This is a genomic window from Actimicrobium sp. GrIS 1.19 (assembly GCF_035984655.1).
Taxonomy (GTDB): domain Bacteria; phylum Pseudomonadota; class Gammaproteobacteria; order Burkholderiales; family Burkholderiaceae_D; genus Actimicrobium.
This window is the reverse complement of sequence record NZ_JAXCHT010000011.1, coordinates 25,384-42,198: the sequence shown is the minus strand read 5'-3', so window position 1 is coordinate 42,198 and position 16,815 is coordinate 25,384. Positions and strand designations below refer to the sequence as shown.

Genomic DNA, 16,815 nt, shown 5'->3' with positions numbered 1-16,815 from the left:
TTCGCTGCCAATTACATCATGAGTACCCCTGCAAACGTTTCCCTTTCTTACCGCGATGCGGGTGTCGACATGGATGCCGGCGACGCGCTGGTCGAAGCCATCAAGCCCTTTGCCAAGCGCACCGCCCGTGAAGGCGTCCTCGCCGGCATCGGCGGTTTTGGCGCGATGTTTGAAATCAGCAAGAAGTTCAAGGAGCCGGTGCTGGTATCCGGCACCGATGGCGTTGGCACCAAGCTCAAGCTGGCCTTTCACCTCAACCGCCACGACACCGTCGGCATTGATCTGGTGGCCATGAGCGTCAATGACATTCTGGTGCAGGGCGCCGAACCGCTGTTTTTCCTCGATTATTTCGCCTGCGGTAAGCTCGATGTGCCAAGCGCCACCGACGTCATCAAAGGCGTCGCGCTGGGTTGCGAACAGGCCGGCTGTGCCTTGATTGGTGGCGAAACCGCCGAAATGCCGAGCATGTATCCGGATGGCGAATATGACCTGGCCGGCTTTGCGGTGGGTGTGGTAGAAAAATCGAAGATCATCGACGGCAGCAAGATCAAGCCGGGCGACGTGGTGCTGGGTCTGGCGTCAAGCGGCGCGCATTCGAACGGCTACTCGCTGGTGCGCAAGATCATCGCCGTCGCCAAGCCGGATCTGGAGGCCGATTTCCATGGTCGCAGCCTGGCCGACACCCTGATGGAACCGACCCGGATTTACGTCAAGCCGCTCCTCGCGCTGATGGCCGAGATGGAGATCAAGGGCATGGTGCACATCACTGGCGGTGGGTTGGTCGAAAACGTCCCGCGCGTCCTGCAAAGCCACCTGACTGTGGTGCTGCAAAAGAAATCGTGGGTCATGCCGCCGCTGTTCTCGTGGCTGCAAAAGCATGGCAATGTCGCTGACGCCGAAATGCACCGCGTCTTCAATTGCGGCATCGGGATGGTGGTGATCGTCGCCAAGGAAAACGCCGAGGCAGCCATGGCCCACCTGGCCGCGTCCGGCGAGACCGTGTCGCGCATCGGCGTTGTGCGGGAACGTCAGGACGGCGAACATCAGACCCTGGTCGAATAAGACCGGTCCCGACCCGGCGTCAAGCCGGGTGCACCATCAGGCGATCGTATTCGCGCCTGACGGCCAGGTAGCACTCGCACACCCGCTCTTCGAGTTTCGGGCGGTCCACCACAGTGATCTTGCCGCGGCTGTATTCGATCAGGCCGGCATCCTGCAATTTGTTGGCAGCTTCCGTGACACCCTGGCGGCGTACGCCGAGCATGTTGGAAATCAATTCCTGGGTCATCACCAGATTCTGGTCCGACAGCAGGTCCATGCTTAATAGCAGCCAGCGGCACAGTTGCTGATCAATGGTGTGGTGGCGGTTGCACACGGCGGTCTGCGCAGTTTGCGAAAACAGCGCCTGCATGTAGCGCAGCAGCAGTTCCTGCAATTCGCCGCGCTGCAAGAATTCGGCCATCAGCTCCGCTGCCGGCATCCGGTATGCCGAACCCGCGCTCTGTACTACCGCTTGATGATTGGTGGTCGATCCGCCCATGAATACGGCCAGGCCGACGATGCCATCATTGCCGACGATGGCGATTTCGGCCGATGCGCCGTCCTCCATCACATACAACAACGAGACGATCGACGTGGTCGGAAAATACACGAAGTCCAGCGGGGTTCCGGCGTCGTACAGCATCTGCCCGAGCGGAAGCTTCATGTGTTCCAGATGTGGGCGCAGCCTCTCGATAACAGGATCGGACAACGCGGCGAGAAGCCGGTTATGAAGACGGTTTAACATGGGGTGACTCCAGTAGGAATGAGGCGCACGCAATGGCAGGTTGTGCGGCATGAACGACAACGAACCAACTGCGTCAGGATGGAGCAAGACTGCGCGCTGGCCAGGTGCTCGTATGTACGCTGGCGAACAAAGCGCAGTGGTTGCTTTCGACGAAGCAACGGCGGGGAGCGCAAATACAACGATGCTGCGTCCGGTAACGTGCCGACGCTTGAAAACCCCGTCACTATAATCCCCCGCTGACAACGTGTGTTACCGCCGCCCTGGCGGCAACGCCGATCCTCACCTCACTTTTACGCACAGGCTTTCATGCAGGATCATTTACTCTCGGCCATGCCAGAAAATCTGGTGCACCGCCCCAGTGGGGTTGCGGCGCAGTCGCAACACGTGCAGTCCGACCGGCGCAAGGTGCTTTACGTCGAAGACAATCCGGCGAACCTGGCCCTGGTGACGGTGCTGATCGATCGGCGCGACGACCTGACCTTGCTCGCCGCGACCGACGGCAATGCAGGCGTTGTGCTGGCGCGCAGCGTGCACCCCGACGTGATTCTGATGGATATCAACCTGCCCGGCATCAATGGTTTGGATGCGCTGGCGTTACTGCGCATGGATCCGCTCACGGTCCATATCCCGGTCATCGCCTTGTCTTCGAACGCCTTCGCCGGCGACATCGACAAAGGCCTGCGCGCCGGATTCTTCCGCTACCTCACCAAGCCGTTCAATATCGATGCGCTGATGCGGACGATTGATCTGGCGCTGGCCTTGCCGGCGCCGACCGCAGGCGCGTCGACTACATCGCCAACGTAATTGCGGCGTGGACTGTTCTGGCGCCCGGCGCGCAGGCGAAATGAAAATTGCCGCGCCGTGCGCGACGGTCATGCTGCTCGATTTGTCGAACGCGACCTCCCCGGTGGGTATCGGGTCGCTGCCGGTTCCTGGTCCGACGTCGTCTATCGGCGGTACCATTGAACGGGTTCTGTTCGGTATCGACGATCAGGGCATTCAGTAAAATTTCACACACCAGGAATCATGATCACTGCCCACATCCGAGACTACGCAAGCACCGACCGCGATGCCGCCTTGGCCTGCTTCCGCTCCAATGTCCCGGCGTTCTTCAGCGCCGAAGACGAAGACTGGTTCATCAGTGCGCTCGATGAACCGGACGGTCCGAATTTCGTCGTGGTCTGCGATGGCAAGGTGGTCGGGTTTGGCGGCTATGAGGTATCCACTTCATACAATCATGCTGTGCTGGTGTTCGGACAAATTCACGCGCAGTGGCACGGCAAGGGCCTGGGCACGATGCTGCTGATACACCGCATTGCGCATCTCAAGACCCATGCCCAGCCCACCAAATACCTGATCATCGATACGACCCTCAAGGTCGCGCCGTTTTATGTCCGGCACGGATTTGAGATCGTGTCGCACTGGCGCGAGGGGTTTCGGGATGGTGCGGACAAGGTCGATTTGCGGTTGGTGTTGTATTAGGTTTTGTTGAGGCGGCGTTGCGATTGGAAGCGGTTTGGTGGGCCTTCCGGAACCGGCATTTTGTTGGTCAATGTGGCGTCATCATGCCAGCATGGTCGGTACAGTATGCCAATGCCCGCCTCATTGAATTGCTCGACGCCTGCATCCGTGGTGGGTCGCGACTGATAACGCGGCGTGGCTCCGAAACGGCGGTGCTGGTACCAATTGCGCGGCGGCGACAACTTGTCGTTGCGACGCGGCCGACGCTGGAGGAGCGGATGCCGTCCCGTCGGCGCACGATTTATCCCGCGTCGCAATTTCCAGAGCTTCTACATCCCGCCGTTGAAGGGGGCAGCTCGCGATACCGGATAAATCGTGCGCTCGTGCTTGGCGTAAGCCGGTCGCATTCTATGGGGCAGTTTCTGCTGTATGCAAATGGAATGAAAGACCGTTTTCGACCCACGTCAGACGGTCAAGGCGGGTTCAATGAATGGCAGCAATGCGGCGTACAGCAGTCGGTAGATTGGCATGCTGGAGTCGGGCGAGGCCGAATCGTTCAGTGAAATCGCTGAGGTCGAGAAAATCGGTAACAGTTAGGCGGCGTTAACGGTGATGAGATCAAACGATCAGAATTTCACTTCGCGAGTAGCCGGTCATCCTCCGGCGTGTTGTTTTTGTTTCGCTCTTGCGTACGCAACCGCACCGTTCAATCGAATTTAAAGACCTATTGTGGAACGGCATTGCGATAGGGCGAGCGCTCAGTCGCTGCGTGTTGTCTTTCGGCCCATCCACTTCTCCACCCTAGGAAATTACACCATGCCACATGCCAATGAAGCCAGCGTTCTGCACAAACAAGCTGCCAGCGATCACGAAGCAGCCGCGAAGCAGCATCTCAAAGCAGCCGAGTGCCATGATCATAACAAGGTAGGCGACGCCAAGAGCAGTTCCAAGAGCGCCATGGACTGCTGCAACACTGCACAGAAAAATACAAAAGCAGCTTGCGACTGTTCGGCGAAGTGACTCGTTGCTAGAACCGCTGTTGTCGAAGCTACCCACGATGTGACGAGCAATGTGGTCGGTTCAAACGGGCCGACCAAAGAGACCGACTCGGGTAAATTTTGCTGACTTGAGAGTAAATATGAAAAATTTAACTGTTTTCTTAAATGCGACTGCACCGATGAGCATAATGGGAGCGCTTTGGCGCAAGGTTCGATGATGCTGGGCCATATGTGGGGCGGCGGTTGGATGAGTGGTTATGGTGGCCCGTGGGGGGCAATATGTCTAATCGCAGTTATTGTCATACTTGCGGTCTGGATCATCACCCAGCGCAAAGGCAAGTAACGAATAGATCGCCATGTAGTTAATGCCGGAGAGGGAGCCCATGTAGCCGCTTTCTGCTCGGCAGGGGACTCAACGCACGGACTTTTCTCATTAACGAACTCGGGCGGGTTGATTGGGTAAGTTTCATTGTCCGAAACTAAGGAGACGCTGATTTAATCGCGCTCCCTTGATAAAATTCCGGTTCAGAAAAAAATTCAAAGGTGGCCGCAGCCATGAAGCAAACCAGTTTTTCCAGCGCCGAATTTGCCGGCAAGAAGCGTACGACACGACGCGAGAAATTTCTGGCTGAGATGGAGCAGGTGGTGCCATGGGCCGAGCTGGAGGCGGTGATTGCCCCGGTCTATCCAACCGGCACGCGCGGTCGCCCTCCGATCGGTCTGTCGCGCATGCTGCGGGTGTATTTCATTCAGCAGTGGTACGGGTTGTCGGACGAAGCGGTGGAGGATGCGATCTACGACAGTCAGTCGGTGCGCGCCTTTGTCGGCATCGATCTGGCGCGCGAGAATGCGCCGGACGCCACCACGCTGTTGAAGTTTCGCCGCCTGCTGGAGACCAACGACCTGACCCAGCGGATGTTTTTGGCGATCAACGCCACGCTGACCGAGAAAGGTCTGCTGATGCGTTCCGGGACGATTGTCGATGCCACCATCATCAACGCGCCGCCATCGACGAAGAATACCGACGGCAAGCGCGATGGCGACATGCACCAGACCAAGAAGGGCAACCAGTGGTATTTCGGCATGAAGGCGCATATCGGAGCCGATGCCGACAGCGGTCTGGTCCACACCGTCACCACCACGGCGGCCAATGTAGCCGATATCGCCGAGTTGGCGGCGTTGCTGCACGGCGAGGAAAAAACGGTGTTTGCCGACGCGGGCTACACCGGTGCCGAGAAACGGATCGAGTTGCAGGATGTCGCGGTGGACTGGCAGATCGCCACCCGTCGCAGCACCGTCAAAAAGATCGACCCGACGCGGCCGCTGCGGGCGGTGCTTGATGCGCTGGAGCATGCCAAGGCGCGCATTCGGGCGAAAGTTGAGCATCCGTTTCATGTCGTCAAAAACCTGTTTCGTCATCGCAAGACGCGCTACAAGGGGCTTGCGAAAAATACCGCGCAGGTGGTGATGCTGTTCGGCCTGGCCAATCTGGTGCTGGCAAAAAACAAGCTGATGGTATTGCAGGCCCAAGCTCCGTCCGTCGCGTGAGAAAGGCGGGAAATAGCGCCAACTCGGCTCCATTTCTTTTCCCGAACCGACGAATTTGAATCAAATTACTGAAAACGGTGCACGGAGAAAAGATATAGCCGGTGCGACATCGCGATTTCGACGTTGATCAGCGGCTCCCTAGGGTAAAAATGCGGGTATTAGTGCTGATGAATTTTTGACTCGTCCCCGCCAGAAAATAGGAACATTATCTTCGACAGCGGTGCTGCGGCGGGTGAGCCGACAGTGAAGTGATGAGTCAATCCGACGCGAGCGTCAACAGGATGACCGCAATCTGCGTTGAACCGCCATTCACAACGCAATCCCCAACGGCTGGTCATGGCTGAATTCTGACCTTGGCACTGTAACGGAGTGTACCGTACGCATACGGCTCAACCCAACGCCAACAATCGGTGCCAATACGCCGCAGAGCAAGGCCGGTTTTGCAAATTTCTTTTACCCGCACAGCGAACCCGATGACCCTGATCAAGCAGCTCGGCGCCTACCGTACGACTTGTCCCGTTTCCTGATCCGCCCCCTTGAATCCATCTGCAAACTGACTCGCCGCGCGCCACTGCCCCGCCAGCACCACTCCCGCGCAAGCATTCCCCCCAATCCGGTACGCCAGATCCCCCGGCCGTTCGATCTGCCATAGCGCAAAGTCAGCCCGCAGACCAACCGCGAGCAGGCCCGTCTCGGCCTGCAAGCCGAGCGCCCGCGCTGCGTGACAGGTGACACCGGCCAGCGCCTCGGCCGGTGTCAGTCGAAACAGCGTGCAGCCCATGTTCAGCGCCAGCAGCAGCGACGTCATCGGCGAGGTGCCGGGATTGCAATCGGTGGCCAACGCCATCGGTACGCCGGCAGCGCGCAACGCGTCGATGGGTGGCAACCTGGTTTCGCGCAGGTAGTAAAACGCGCCGGGCAGCAGCACGGCCACCGTGCCGGCGGTGGCCATCGCGTCGACGCCGTCCTGCGACAGAAATTCCAGATGATCGGCTGACAGGCCGTTATATTGCGCGGTCAGTGCGGCACCGCGCTGGTCCGACAATTGTTCGGCGTGCAGCTTGAGCGGCAGGCCGAGTTGCTGCGCGGCGCGAAACACGCGCTCGGTCTGCGCCGGGGTGAAGCCGATGTGTTCGCAGAAGGCATCGACCGCATCGATCAACCTTTCGGCATGCAGCGCCGGCAGCATCACGGTGCAGATGTGGTCGATGTAGTCGTCGGGTCGATTGACGTATTCCGGTGGCAGCGCATGCGCGCCAAGAAATGTGGTGACCACGCGCACCGGCAGCGTCGCGCCGAGGCGGCGGGCGACGCGCAGCATCTTTGCTTCGTTGTCCAGATCGAGGCCGTAGCCGGATTTGATTTCGATGGTGGTGACACCTTCGGCCAGCAGCGCCAGCACGCGTGGCAGGCTGGCTGCATACAGTGCGTCTTCGCTGGCGGCGCGCGTGGCGCGTACGGTGGCCATGATGCCGCCGCCGCTGGTGGCAATGTCGGCATAGCTGACGCCGTTCAGGCGCGCTTCGAATTCATCGCTGCGGTTACCGGCGTGGACGATGTGGGTATGGCAGTCGATCAGGCCCGGCGTGAGCCAGCCGCCGTTGCCATCGTGGGTGATTGTGGCGCTGGCGCCGGCCGGTAAATCCGCGCGCGCTCCGAGCCAGGCGATCCGGCCATCCTGCACCGCAATCGCGCCGTCGCGAATTTCGCCGTAACCATCGGCCATCGTGGCCAGATGCAGGTTGGTCCACAGTGCATCCCAATGGATGGCGGTCATGTCGCGTTCCAGCCGGCAGCGAGTCGCGCCACCAGACGCGCGCCGACGCGCGCGGTGCGCTGGTCGATGTCATGGGTCGGATTGAGCTCGGCAATGTCGGCCACGCGCAGCTTGCCGCTGGCGGCGACCAGATCGATGATCGGCTCGATCACGTCCAGCCCGACCCCGCGTGCGGCCGGTGCGCTGACACCCGGCGCGAGCGCCGCCGGCAGCACGTCCAGGCAGATGGTGAAATACAGGTGATCGACGCGTTCCAGAAAGCTGGCCAGCGTGGCCGCAATCGCCGCGCCGTCGCTGGATGTCATTTGCTCGTCGAGCAGCGTGCGCACACCCAGCGTGGCGGCGCGGTCGAACAAGGCCTGCGTGTTGGCGAAGCGACTGACGCCGAGGCAGCAATAATTGAAGGCCCAGCCACGCGCGCAGCAGTCATCGGCAATCTGCCTGAACGGCGTACCGGAATTCGCCTGCGCGGCCAGTCGCAAATCGAAATGCGCATCCAGATTCAGGATGCCGATGCGGGGCGGCTTGTCCGCGCCGGCCAGCGACCTTGCCAGTCCGCAGAAGGTGCCGAAGGCCATCTCATGGCCGCCGCCGAGAACGATGGGGCGATGCGCTGCGGCCAGTAGCGCCGCCACCGCTTGCGCCAGTTCCTGCTGCGTCGCTTCGAGTCCGTCGTCGTCGTCAACCGGCATGCACACCACATCGCCGGCATCGGCAATCTGGCCAGCCAGCGCCGGCATGTTCGCCAGCATCGCGCGCAATGCCTGCGGTCCTTCGCGCGCGCCGGTGCGGCCATGGTTGCGCGCGACGCCGGCGTCGCAGGCGAAGCCGAGCACAACGATGCCGGGCGCGGCGGTGTGCTCGACCGGTTGCATCTGCTGGTGCCAGCGCATGCCGCCAACGCCTTCTTCGGCATCGATGCGGCCGTTCCAGCGGCTCATGTCGGCGGGCGTTTTCATTGGCTCAGTCCAGGTAAAGGGCAGCAAACAACGCGTCGCACTGCTGGCTCAACTGGCCATCGAGGACCATGTTCCTGGCCGCCTCAATGTCCGGCGCGAACAGTCGGTCGCAGGCGTAGAACGGCACCCGTTGGCGCAGACGTTGATGCACATCGGCCAGCATCGGCGCGGTCGTCAGCGGCTGATGAAAATCGATGCCCTGGGCCGCCGCCAGCAGTTCGATGCCGATGATGACGGCGGTGTTGTGCGCCATCTCGTGCAGACGTCGCGCGGCAAAGGTGGCCATGCTGACGTGGTCTTCCTGATTGGCCGAGGTGGGCAGGCTGTCGACGCTGGCCGGATGAGCCAGCGACTTGTTCTCCGACGCCAGCGCCGCAGCGGTGACATGCGCAATCATGAAGCCGGAATTCAGGCCGCTGGAGGCGACCAGAAACGGTGGCAGGCCGGACAGCGAGGCGTCGATCAGCAGCGCGATGCGGCGTTCCGAGAGCGCGCCGATCTCGGCAATCGCCAGTGCCAGCGTGTCGGCGGCAAACGCCACCGGCTCGGCATGAAAATTACCGCCGGAGAGGACCTCATTGTCATCGGCAAACACAAGCGGATTGTCAGTCACCGCATTCGCCTCGATCTTCAGCGTGCGTGCCGCGTTGCCGATCAGGTCGAGGCAGGCGCCCATGACTTGCGGCTGGCAACGCAGGCTGTACGGGTCTTGCACACGCTCATCGTTGACCAGATGCGAGCGCCGGATGGCGCTGTCGGCCAGCAGTTCGCGGTAGATGCGCGCCAGCGCAATCTGGCCGGGCTGTCCGCGCACTGCATGCACGCGCGGATCGAACGGTGCATCGCTGCCCTTGGCGGCATCGACCGACAACGCGCCGCTGACGGTGGCTGCGGCCAGCATGCGCTCGGCCAGGAACAGGCCGTTCAGGGCCAGTGCAGTCGAGACCTGGGTGCCGTTGATCAGGGCCAGGCCTTCCTTGGCCGCCAGCGTGATCGGGGCGATATTGGCTTGCGCCAGCGCCGCCGCGGCGGTCATCGGCACACCGTGCACGGTGACCTCGCCAATGCCCAGCAAGGCCAGCGTCATGTGCGCCAGCGGTGCCAGATCGCCGGAGGCGCCGACCGAACCCTTGACCGGAATGCTCGGCATGATGCCGGCGTTGTACAGCGCAATCATGGTGTCGATGACGACCGCGCGAATGCCGGAATAGCCGCGCGCCAGGCTGGCGATCTTGGTGGCCAGGATCAGGCGCACGATTTGGTCGGCAATCGGCGTGCCGGTACCGACCGCATGGCTGACGATCAGGTTGTGCTGCAGCAGTTCGAGCTGGTCATCCGGGATATGGGTCTTGGCAAGCTTGCCGAAACCGGTGTTGATGCCGTAAGCGGGATCGCCTTTGCGGACAATCGCGGTAATGGTGGCAGCGGCGGCGTTGATGTCGACATAGGCGCTGGCCGGCAGCATGATCGGCGCATGCGACTGCCAGATTGCGCGCAGGGTCGAGAGGGACAGCTGGCCGGGTTCGAGCGTCATCATGGGTGTGCTTTCGGATGGATCATGGGCAGGTTGAGTGCGTTGCGTTCGGCGCAGGCGATGGCTTGCGGATAGCCCGCATCGGCATGCCGCATCACGCCGGAGCCGCTGTCGTTGACCAGCACGCGGGCCAGTCGCTTGGCGGCGGCGTCGCTGCCATCGGCGACGATGACCATGCCGGCGTGCTGCGAATAGCCCATGCCGACGCCGCCGCCATGATGAAGCGAGACCCAGGTCGCGCCGCTGGCGGTATTGAGCATCGCGTTCAACAGCGGCCAGTCGGAGACCGCGTCGGTGCCGTCCAGCATGCTTTCGGTTTCGCGGTTCGGGCTGGCCACCGAGCCGGTATCGAGATGATCACGGCCGATCACGATCGGCGCCTTCAATTCACCGCTGCGCACCATCTCGTTGAAAGCCAGCCCGGCCAAGTGCCGCTCACCCAGGCCGAGCCAGCAGATGCGCGCCGGCAGGCCCTGGAACGCAATCCGTTCGCGCGCCATGTCGAGCCAGTGATGCACCGCGGTGTGGTGCGGGAACAGCTCCTTGATCTTGGCGTCGGTCTTGTAAATGTCTTCCGGATCGCCCGACAGCGCGACCCAGCGAAACGGCCCGCGTCCTTCGCAGAACAGCGGGCGGATATAGGCCGGTACGAAGCCGGGAAAGTCGAACGCGTTCGTTACGCCATCATCGAACGCGACCTGGCGAATGTTGTTGCCGTAATCAACCGTCGGAATGCCCATCGCATGGAAATCCAGCATGGCCTGCACATGGGCGCTGCATGAGTGCGCCGCTGCGGCAGTCAGTGCCGCGTGTTGAGCCGGATCTGGTTGGGCGGCTTTCCATTGCGCCACCGTCCAGCCAATCGGCAGATAGCCGTTGATCAGGTCATGCGCCGAGGTTTGATCCGTCACCAGATCGGGACGGATGCCACCGGCGCGGGCGCGTCGCACCAGTTCCGGCAGGACTTCGGCAGCGTTGCCAAGCAAGCCGATTGAGACGGCTTCGCGTCGTGCGCAATGCTCGGCAATCAGCGCCAGCGCGTGATCCAGATTGTCTGCTTGCTTGTCGAGATAGCGGGTGCGCAGACGGAAGTCGATGCTGCTTTGCTGGCACTCGACGGTCAGCGAGACGGCCCCGGCCAGCGTCGCCGCCAGCGGCTGCGCGCCGCCCATGCCGCCCAGTCCGGCCGTCAGTATCCAGCGTCCGGCCCAGTCGCCCTGATAGTGCTGGCGACCGGCTTCGACGAAGGTTTCGTAGGTGCCCTGGATGATGCCCTGGCTGCCGATGTAGATCCAGCTGCCGGCCGTCATCTGGCCATACATGAACAGGCCCTTGCGGTCGAGTTCGTTGAAGTGTTCCCAGTTGGCCCACTTCGGCACCAGGTTCGAATTGGCGATCAGCACGCGCGGTGCATCGGCGTGGGTCTGAAACACACCAACCGGCTTGCCGGACTGGATCAACAGGGTTTCGTCGTCGCCCAGTTCGCGCAGCACCGCCAGGATGCGGTCGAAGCTGGCCCAGTCGCGTGCAGCCCGGCCGATGCCGCCGTAGACCACCAGATGGGTTGGGTTTTCTGCCACTTCCGGGTCCAGATTGTTCTGGATCATCCGGTATGCGGCTTCGGTCAGCCAGCTCTTGCAATGCAGCTCATTACCGCGTGGCGCACGGATCACGCGGCTGGGGTCGAGGCGGGGGTCTTTGGTCATGGCGGTCTCCAGAATTTTGGACAGCATAAGTTGTCTATACAACTTTGGCAAGCCGATGTTAACATGCGTTGTCGATCAACTCTGGAGCAACACGTGAAGCAGCCCGAAGCAACGCAGCGTAGACCGGTTTTTCAGGTCATCAAGGATCATTTGCTGGCGCAGATTCAGGCCGGGCAGTGGAAGGAGGGCGAGGCCGTGCCGTCCGAACAGGCGCTGGCGGCACAGTTCGGAGTGGCGCGCATGACCGTGAACCGGGCCGTGCGGGAGTTGACTGCCGAGCAGGTGCTGTTCCGTATCCAGGGTTCGGGCACCTATGTCGCGCCGCAGAAGGTGCAGTCGACGCTGGTGGCCATCCGCAATATTGCCGAGGAGGTGGCGGCGCGCGGACATCGGCATCGCAGCCAGGTGCATCTGCTGGCACGCGAAGCGGCCACGGAATTGATCGCGGCACAGTTCGGCCTGAAGCGGAAACAGTCGCTGTTTCATTCGGTGATCGTGCATTTCGAGAATGACCTGCCGATCCAGGTCGAGGATCGCTGGGTCAATCCGGCCTTGGCGCCGGCGTATCTGAAGCAGGATTTTTCCGTGACGACACCGAACGCGTACCTGGTCGCCGTGGCGCCGCTGCAGGGGGTCAACTACAGCATCGAAGCATTGCCGCCGCCACCGCCGGTGGCGCAGATGTTGTCGATGGCGCCGCACGAATCCTGCCTCGTGCTCAAGCGCCGCACCTGGTCAAAAACGCTGGTGGCCTCGGTGGTGACGATGTGGCACCCCGGCAGCCGGTATCAGTTTGCCGGGAGTTTTTAGGCAGGCTGTGATGGGCGGCGGCGGACAGGAGGCCCGATCGTGAATGCATCACGTCGGTGACGACGGAAGAATTGGCGCGATTGCGGCAATCATGGTGATGATGTGGCGCGCAAATATATTTGCGCGCCATTTTATTTGGCGCGATACTCACGTTGTCCTTCCTTAACGCGCACCCCATGCCCAAGCGAACGTCTTCTCAAGCACTGGCTCAACTCGTCGAACTGATTGCCTTGTGCCCAACCGGCGTCGGTATCGACGCGATCCAGCAGGCCGTCGGTACTGAGATGCCGCGCCGGACCCTGCAGCGCAGGCTGGCGTTGCTCGTCAATGCGGGCCGGATTGTATCGCGCGGAGCCGGCCGCGCGGTCCGCTATCATCCTGCCTTGCAGAATGACGAAGGCGGTCTGTCGCTCCATCAGGAACCGGCTTCGACGTATGCGATCGTCGATGCCTACATACCCACTTCGCCGGAAGGAAAGGAAATCAAGGCATGGGTGCGTCAGCCGCGCCAGTTGCGCCGGCCGGTCGGCTACAAGCTGACGTTTCTAGAACAATATCAACCGAACCAAAGCGCCTACCTGCCGCAGACTTTGCGCGATCAGTTGCACGCGCTGGGTCGCTCACCTGCCGAGAAGACACCGGCGGGCACCTTCGCGCGCGACATCCTGAATCGCTTGCTGATTGATCTTTCCTGGGCATCCTCGCAACTGGAGGGCAACACGTACAGCCGGCTCGATACCGAACGGCTGATCGAGTTCGGCCAGGCTGCCGAGGGCAAGGATGCGCTGGAAACCCAGATGATCCTCAATCACAAGGAGGCCATCGAATATCTGGTGCGCGACCCCGACCATGCTACGCTGACCACCGACACCATCATTGCACTGCATGCCTTTCTGTCCGACGGATTAATGGCCGACCCAACGGCCTGTGGCCGCATTCGCAACCGTGCGGTAGAAATCGGTGGCAGCGTGTATCTGCCGGTAGCGTTGCCGCAGCGGTTGCAGGAGTTGTTCGGCATCGTCATGCAGATGGCCGCGGAAATTCACGATCCGTTCGAGCAAGCGTTTTTCTTGATGGTGCATTTGCCTTACCTGCAGCCGTTTGAAGACGTCAACAAACGCGTGTCACGGCTGGCGGCGAATATCCCGTTCATCCGTCACAACCTGTGCCCGCTGTCGTTCATCGATGTACCGCAACCGTCCTATGTGGATGCCATGATCGGGGTGTACGAACTCAATCGCATCGAATTGCTGCGCGATGTCTTTGTCTGGGCTTACGAGCGCTCCTGCCAGCAATACGTGGCGGTGCAGCAGAACCTGATCCCGCCGGATATTTTTCGATTGCGCTATCGGCAAGCGCTGGGTGAAGTCGTGACGGCCATCGTGCGCCATGATGAAGCGGCCAGTGAGGCTGCGATTCGCGCCCGAATACCGGCCGCAGTGACGTTGGCGGATCGGGATCACTTCATTGCGCTGGCGCTGGAAGAGTTCAGGACGCTGCATCCCGGGAATGCGATTCGCTTTGGCATCCGGCCGCTGGAGTTGGCCGCGTGGCGTGCGCAATCCCGTCGGCGCGAGTGATGGTTGTCAGTCCAGGCGCGGCTCCTTCCCGCGCAGCGCCAACAGCGCAGGTCAGACGAAAACGTGCCCGACCGGTTGGAACGCGTGCTACATCAAAATGATGTCGTACTGTTCCTGGTGGTACACCGATTCGACCTGCAGCGAGATCGGTTTGCCGATGAAATCCCCCAGCATCGCCAGATGTTGCGACTCTTCTTCGAGGAACATGTCGACCACCAGTTGCGATGCAAGGATGCGGAATTCGCGCGGATTGAACTGCTTGGCTTCGCGCAGCAATTCGCGCAGGATTTCGTAGCAGATGGTGCGTGAGGTCTTGACCTGGCCCTTGCCGCTGCAGGCAGGACAGGTTTCGCACAGGATGTGCGACAACGATTCGCGCGTGCGTTTGCGCGTCAGTTCGACCAGCCCGAGGGCGGAGAAGCCCGACACCGACATCTTGGTGCGGTCGCGCGCCAGCGCCTTGTGCAATTCCGCCAGCACCGCATTGCGATGCTCGGCGTTTTCCATGTCAATGAAATCGAGGATGATGATCCCGCCCAGATTGCGCAGGCGCAGCTGGCGTGCCAGTGCCTGCGCAGCTTCCAGGTTGGTCTTGAAGATGGTGTCGTCGAAATTGCGGCCATTGACGTAGCTGCCGGTGTTGACGTCGATGGTGGTCATGGCTTCGGTCTGGTCGATGATCAGGTAGCCGCCGGATTTCAGATCGACGCGCCGCCCCAGCGCGCGTTCGATTTCCTCTTCGACGCCATACAGGTCGAACAGTGGCCGTTCGCCGGTGTAATGCGACAGTCGGGTCAGCACCGACGGCGTGTAGGTCGCGCCGAACTGCTGCAGCATCAGGAAATTTTCGCGCGAGTCGACCTGGATGGTGGCAGTGTCGTCGCCGACGAAGTCGCGCAGCACGCGCTGGGCCAGGCTCAAATCCTGATGCAGCAGCGTCGGCGCCGGTTTGCTCTTGGCGCTGGCGGTGATGGTCGACCAGGTCTTGCGCAGATAGTCGATGTCCATCTGCAGATCGGTCTCGGAGGCGTCCTCGGCCATGGTCCGAATGATGAAGCCGCCTTTCTCTTCGGGTGGCAACAACTGGCGTACCTTGCCGCGCAAGGCTTCGCGCTCGGCTTCGTTTTCAATCCGCTGCGAAATGCCGATGTGCGAATCCTGCGGCAGATACACCAGCATGCGACCGGCAATGGAAATCTGCGTGGAGAGCCGCGCGCCCTTGGTGCCGATCGGGTCCTTGATCACCTGCACGGTCAGCGCCATGCCATCGAACAGGATTTTTTCGATCGGCAGCGGATTTGCTGCCGCCCCGGTCTGCGACTTCGATTCCCAGATGTCCGCCACGTGCAGGAACGCGGCGCGTTCCAGGCCAATGTCGATGAAGGCCGATTGCATGCCCGGCAGCACCCGCGCCACTTTGCCGAGGTAGATGTTGCCTGCCATCCCGCGCGAGAGGGTGCGTTCGATATGCAACTCCTGCACAGAACCCTGCAAGATGAGCGCGACCCGTGTTTCCTGCGGCGTAATGTTGATCAGAATGTCTTCGTTCATGGGAGTCGCAGACCGGCCTGTTTCAGGAGTTGGATGGTTTCGAACAGCGGCAGGCCCATGATGCCCGTGTAACTGCCGGCGATGGCTTCGATGAAGCTGGCGGCGTAGCCCTGGATGCCATAGGCGCCGGCCTTGTCGTACGGCTCATTGGTGGCGCAATAGGCGCGGATGGTGGCGTCGGACAGGGTGGCGAAGCTGACGTCGGAAGCTTGCGTTATCTGCTGGATTTCGCCGTCGTGGCAGACCGCCACGCTGGTCAGCACCTGGTGCGTCTGGCCCGACAGGCTGTGCAGCATGGCAATGGCATCGACTTCTCCGGTCGGCTTGCCGAGAATGCGCTGGCCCAGGACGACGCACGTATCGGCGGTCAGCACCGGTCGCGGCGGCAGGCGACGGTAGTACACCGTCTGCAAGGCGGCCTGCGCTTTTTCGAGGGTGACGCGATGCACGTAGGCCTCGGGCGTTTCGTCAGGCAGCACGTGCTCGGAGACGTCGGCGTCGCGGTTGCCATGATCACGCAGCAACAACAGGTCGAATTCCACCCCGATCTGACGCAGCAATTCACGTCGTCGCGGACTTTTGGAAGCGAGGTAGATGCGTTGTTCAGAGGGGCGCATAACTGTCAGACCCGATGGTAAGGATGATTGTGCATGATTGACCAGGCGCGGTACAACTGTTCTGCCAGCAGCACGCGCACCATGCCGTGTGGCAGCGTCAGACTCGAAATACGCAACAGCATGTCGGCGCCGGCCTTGAATGCGGGATCGAGGCCATCAGCGCCCCCGATGACGAACGCGACATCGCCGCCGCTTTGCTGCCAGCCGGACAATTGTTGCGAGAGTTGTTGTGAAGTCAGATCGCGGCCGTGCTCATCGAGCGCAACGATACGGGCGCCTTTTGGCAACACCGCCTCGATGCGGCCACGCTCCAGCGCCATCGCGGTCTCGGCGGTCTTGCTGCCGGAGCGTTCGACCGGTTTGACTTCCTTGATCACAATCCGGCACTCGGAGGGCATGCGCTTGGCATATTCGCCGAAGCCGGTGTCGATCCATGCCGGCATCTTGTGGCCGACTGCAGCGATGAGGAGCTGCATAGGTGTCGGCGC

The 16,815-nt window shown here is 61.4% G+C and carries 17 protein-coding genes; 9 read left to right on the top strand and 8 right to left on the bottom strand.

Features of this window, described 5'->3' with window-relative positions; translation table 11 throughout:
* The first annotated feature begins 18 nt into the window (after nt 1-18).
* A complete protein-coding gene (gene purM / locus RCH09_RS09750; protein ID WP_326940886.1) occupies nt 19-1,062 on the top strand; it encodes a phosphoribosylformylglycinamidine cyclo-ligase in 1,044 nt (347 codons plus the stop codon).
* A gap of 19 nt (nt 1,063-1,081) precedes the next feature.
* Here purM and RCH09_RS09745 read toward each other — a convergent pair whose 3' ends face one another.
* Complete coding sequence (locus RCH09_RS09745) at nt 1,082-1,786, bottom strand: Crp/Fnr family transcriptional regulator (protein WP_326940885.1); 705 nt, start codon at nt 1,784-1,786, stop codon at nt 1,082-1,084.
* Nucleotides 1,787-2,092: 306 nt separating this feature from the next.
* Between RCH09_RS09745 and RCH09_RS09740 the strand changes: the two genes are divergently transcribed.
* The 6 genes from RCH09_RS09740 to RCH09_RS09720 all read left to right on the top strand — a co-directional run bounded on the left by RCH09_RS09740 (nt 2,093) and on the right by RCH09_RS09720 (nt 5,793).
* Complete coding sequence (locus tag RCH09_RS09740) at nt 2,093-2,590, top strand: response regulator (protein ID WP_326940884.1); 498 nt, start codon at nt 2,093-2,095, stop codon at nt 2,588-2,590.
* Between the two features lie 40 nt (nt 2,591-2,630).
* The gene (locus RCH09_RS09735; protein ID WP_326940883.1) at nt 2,631-2,792 is read left to right on the top strand and encodes a hypothetical protein; all 162 of its coding nucleotides are present in this window, start codon (nt 2,631-2,633) and stop codon (nt 2,790-2,792) included.
* Between the two features lie 20 nt (nt 2,793-2,812).
* Nucleotides 2,813-3,268, top strand: coding sequence for a GNAT family N-acetyltransferase (locus RCH09_RS09730; protein WP_326940882.1), 456 nt, complete (start codon nt 2,813-2,815; stop codon nt 3,266-3,268).
* Between the two features lie 83 nt (nt 3,269-3,351).
* Nucleotides 3,352-3,810 carry a type II toxin-antitoxin system Phd/YefM family antitoxin gene (locus RCH09_RS19720; protein WP_442785025.1) on the top strand — a complete coding sequence of 153 codons (459 nt, stop codon included), beginning with the start codon at nt 3,352-3,354 and terminating at the stop codon, nt 3,808-3,810.
* A 253-nt stretch (nt 3,811-4,063) separates the two neighbouring features.
* Nucleotides 4,064-4,267, top strand: a complete 204-nt coding sequence (locus RCH09_RS09725; protein WP_326940881.1) for a hypothetical protein — start codon at nt 4,064-4,066, stop codon at nt 4,265-4,267.
* Nucleotides 4,268-4,800: 533 nt separating this feature from the next.
* On the top strand, nt 4,801-5,793 hold the full coding sequence (locus RCH09_RS09720; protein WP_326940880.1) for an IS5 family transposase: 993 nt from the start codon (nt 4,801-4,803) through the stop codon (nt 5,791-5,793).
* Nucleotides 5,794-6,292: 499 nt separating this feature from the next.
* On the opposite strand, the gene hutI is transcribed toward RCH09_RS09720, so the two are convergent.
* Genes hutI through hutU form a run of 4 tightly spaced genes read right to left on the bottom strand, consistent with a single transcriptional unit; the run spans nt 6,293 to nt 11,769 of the window.
* Nucleotides 6,293-7,570, bottom strand: a complete 1,278-nt coding sequence (hutI, locus tag RCH09_RS09715) for an imidazolonepropionase (RefSeq protein ID WP_326940879.1) — start codon at nt 7,568-7,570, stop codon at nt 6,293-6,295.
* Complete coding sequence (gene hutG, locus RCH09_RS09710) at nt 7,567-8,529, bottom strand: formimidoylglutamase (protein ID WP_326940878.1); 963 nt, start codon at nt 8,527-8,529, stop codon at nt 7,567-7,569. Before hutG ends, hutI begins: the two co-directional genes overlap by 4 nt.
* Before the next feature lie 4 nt (nt 8,530-8,533).
* Entirely contained in the window at nt 8,534-10,066 is a 1,533-nt protein-coding gene (gene hutH / locus RCH09_RS09705; RefSeq protein ID WP_326940877.1) for a histidine ammonia-lyase, read from the bottom strand.
* Nucleotides 10,063-11,769, bottom strand: a complete 1,707-nt coding sequence (gene hutU, locus RCH09_RS09700) for a urocanate hydratase (protein WP_442785024.1) — start codon at nt 11,767-11,769, stop codon at nt 10,063-10,065. Before hutU ends, hutH begins: the two co-directional genes overlap by 4 nt.
* 63 nt (nt 11,770-11,832) lie before the next feature.
* Between hutU and hutC the strand changes: the two genes are divergently transcribed.
* Both hutC and RCH09_RS09690 read left to right on the top strand, forming a co-directional pair.
* A complete protein-coding gene (hutC, locus tag RCH09_RS09695; protein ID WP_442785023.1) occupies nt 11,833-12,579 on the top strand; it encodes a histidine utilization repressor in 747 nt (248 codons plus the stop codon).
* A gap of 176 nt (nt 12,580-12,755) precedes the next feature.
* Entirely contained in the window at nt 12,756-14,159 is a 1,404-nt protein-coding gene (locus tag RCH09_RS09690) for a Fic family protein (RefSeq protein WP_326940875.1), read from the top strand.
* A gap of 87 nt (nt 14,160-14,246) precedes the next feature.
* Here RCH09_RS09690 and rng read toward each other — a convergent pair whose 3' ends face one another.
* The 3 genes from rng to rlmH are packed head-to-tail and all read right to left on the bottom strand — an operon-like array spanning nt 14,247 to nt 16,803.
* Nucleotides 14,247-15,710, bottom strand: a complete 1,464-nt coding sequence (rng, locus tag RCH09_RS09685; RefSeq protein WP_326940874.1) for a ribonuclease G — start codon at nt 15,708-15,710, stop codon at nt 14,247-14,249.
* Nucleotides 15,707-16,327: a Maf family protein gene (locus tag RCH09_RS09680; protein ID WP_326940873.1), complete on the bottom strand. Its 621-nt coding sequence runs from the start codon at nt 16,325-16,327 to the stop codon at nt 15,707-15,709. Before RCH09_RS09680 ends, rng begins: the two co-directional genes overlap by 4 nt.
* Before the next feature lie 5 nt (nt 16,328-16,332).
* Nucleotides 16,333-16,803, bottom strand: coding sequence for a 23S rRNA (pseudouridine(1915)-N(3))-methyltransferase RlmH (gene rlmH, locus RCH09_RS09675; protein ID WP_326940872.1), 471 nt, complete (start codon nt 16,801-16,803; stop codon nt 16,333-16,335).
* Nucleotides 16,804-16,815 lie beyond the last annotated feature (12 nt).

Bases quoted from the DNA above. Each gene is read 5' to 3' on its own strand.
- purM (WP_326940886.1), top strand. From the start codon at position 19: ATGAGTACCCCTGCAAACGTTTCCCTTTCTTACCGCGATGCGGGTGTC.
- RCH09_RS09745 (WP_326940885.1), bottom strand. From the start codon at position 1,786: ATGTTAAACCGTCTTCATAACCGGCTTCTCGCCGCGTTGTCCGATCCT.
- RCH09_RS09740 (WP_326940884.1), top strand. From the start codon at position 2,093: ATGCAGGATCATTTACTCTCGGCCATGCCAGAAAATCTGGTGCACCGC.
- RCH09_RS09735 (WP_326940883.1), top strand. From the start codon at position 2,631: ATGAAAATTGCCGCGCCGTGCGCGACGGTCATGCTGCTCGATTTGTCG.
- RCH09_RS09730 (WP_326940882.1), top strand. From the start codon at position 2,813: ATGATCACTGCCCACATCCGAGACTACGCAAGCACCGACCGCGATGCC.
- RCH09_RS19720 (WP_442785025.1), top strand. From the start codon at position 3,352: ATGCCAGCATGGTCGGTACAGTATGCCAATGCCCGCCTCATTGAATTG.
- RCH09_RS09725 (WP_326940881.1), top strand. From the start codon at position 4,064: ATGCCACATGCCAATGAAGCCAGCGTTCTGCACAAACAAGCTGCCAGC.
- RCH09_RS09720 (WP_326940880.1), top strand. From the start codon at position 4,801: ATGAAGCAAACCAGTTTTTCCAGCGCCGAATTTGCCGGCAAGAAGCGT.
- hutI (WP_326940879.1), bottom strand. From the start codon at position 7,570: ATGACCGCCATCCATTGGGATGCACTGTGGACCAACCTGCATCTGGCC.
- hutG (WP_326940878.1), bottom strand. From the start codon at position 8,529: ATGAAAACGCCCGCCGACATGAGCCGCTGGAACGGCCGCATCGATGCC.
- hutH (WP_326940877.1), bottom strand. From the start codon at position 10,066: ATGATGACGCTCGAACCCGGCCAGCTGTCCCTCTCGACCCTGCGCGCA.
- hutU (WP_442785024.1), bottom strand. From the start codon at position 11,769: ATGACCAAAGACCCCCGCCTCGACCCCAGCCGCGTGATCCGTGCGCCA.
- hutC (WP_442785023.1), top strand. From the start codon at position 11,833: ATGCGTTGTCGATCAACTCTGGAGCAACACGTGAAGCAGCCCGAAGCA.
- RCH09_RS09690 (WP_326940875.1), top strand. From the start codon at position 12,756: ATGCCCAAGCGAACGTCTTCTCAAGCACTGGCTCAACTCGTCGAACTG.
- rng (WP_326940874.1), bottom strand. From the start codon at position 15,710: ATGAACGAAGACATTCTGATCAACATTACGCCGCAGGAAACACGGGTC.
- RCH09_RS09680 (WP_326940873.1), bottom strand. From the start codon at position 16,327: ATGCGCCCCTCTGAACAACGCATCTACCTCGCTTCCAAAAGTCCGCGA.
- rlmH (WP_326940872.1), bottom strand. From the start codon at position 16,803: ATGCAGCTCCTCATCGCTGCAGTCGGCCACAAGATGCCGGCATGGATC.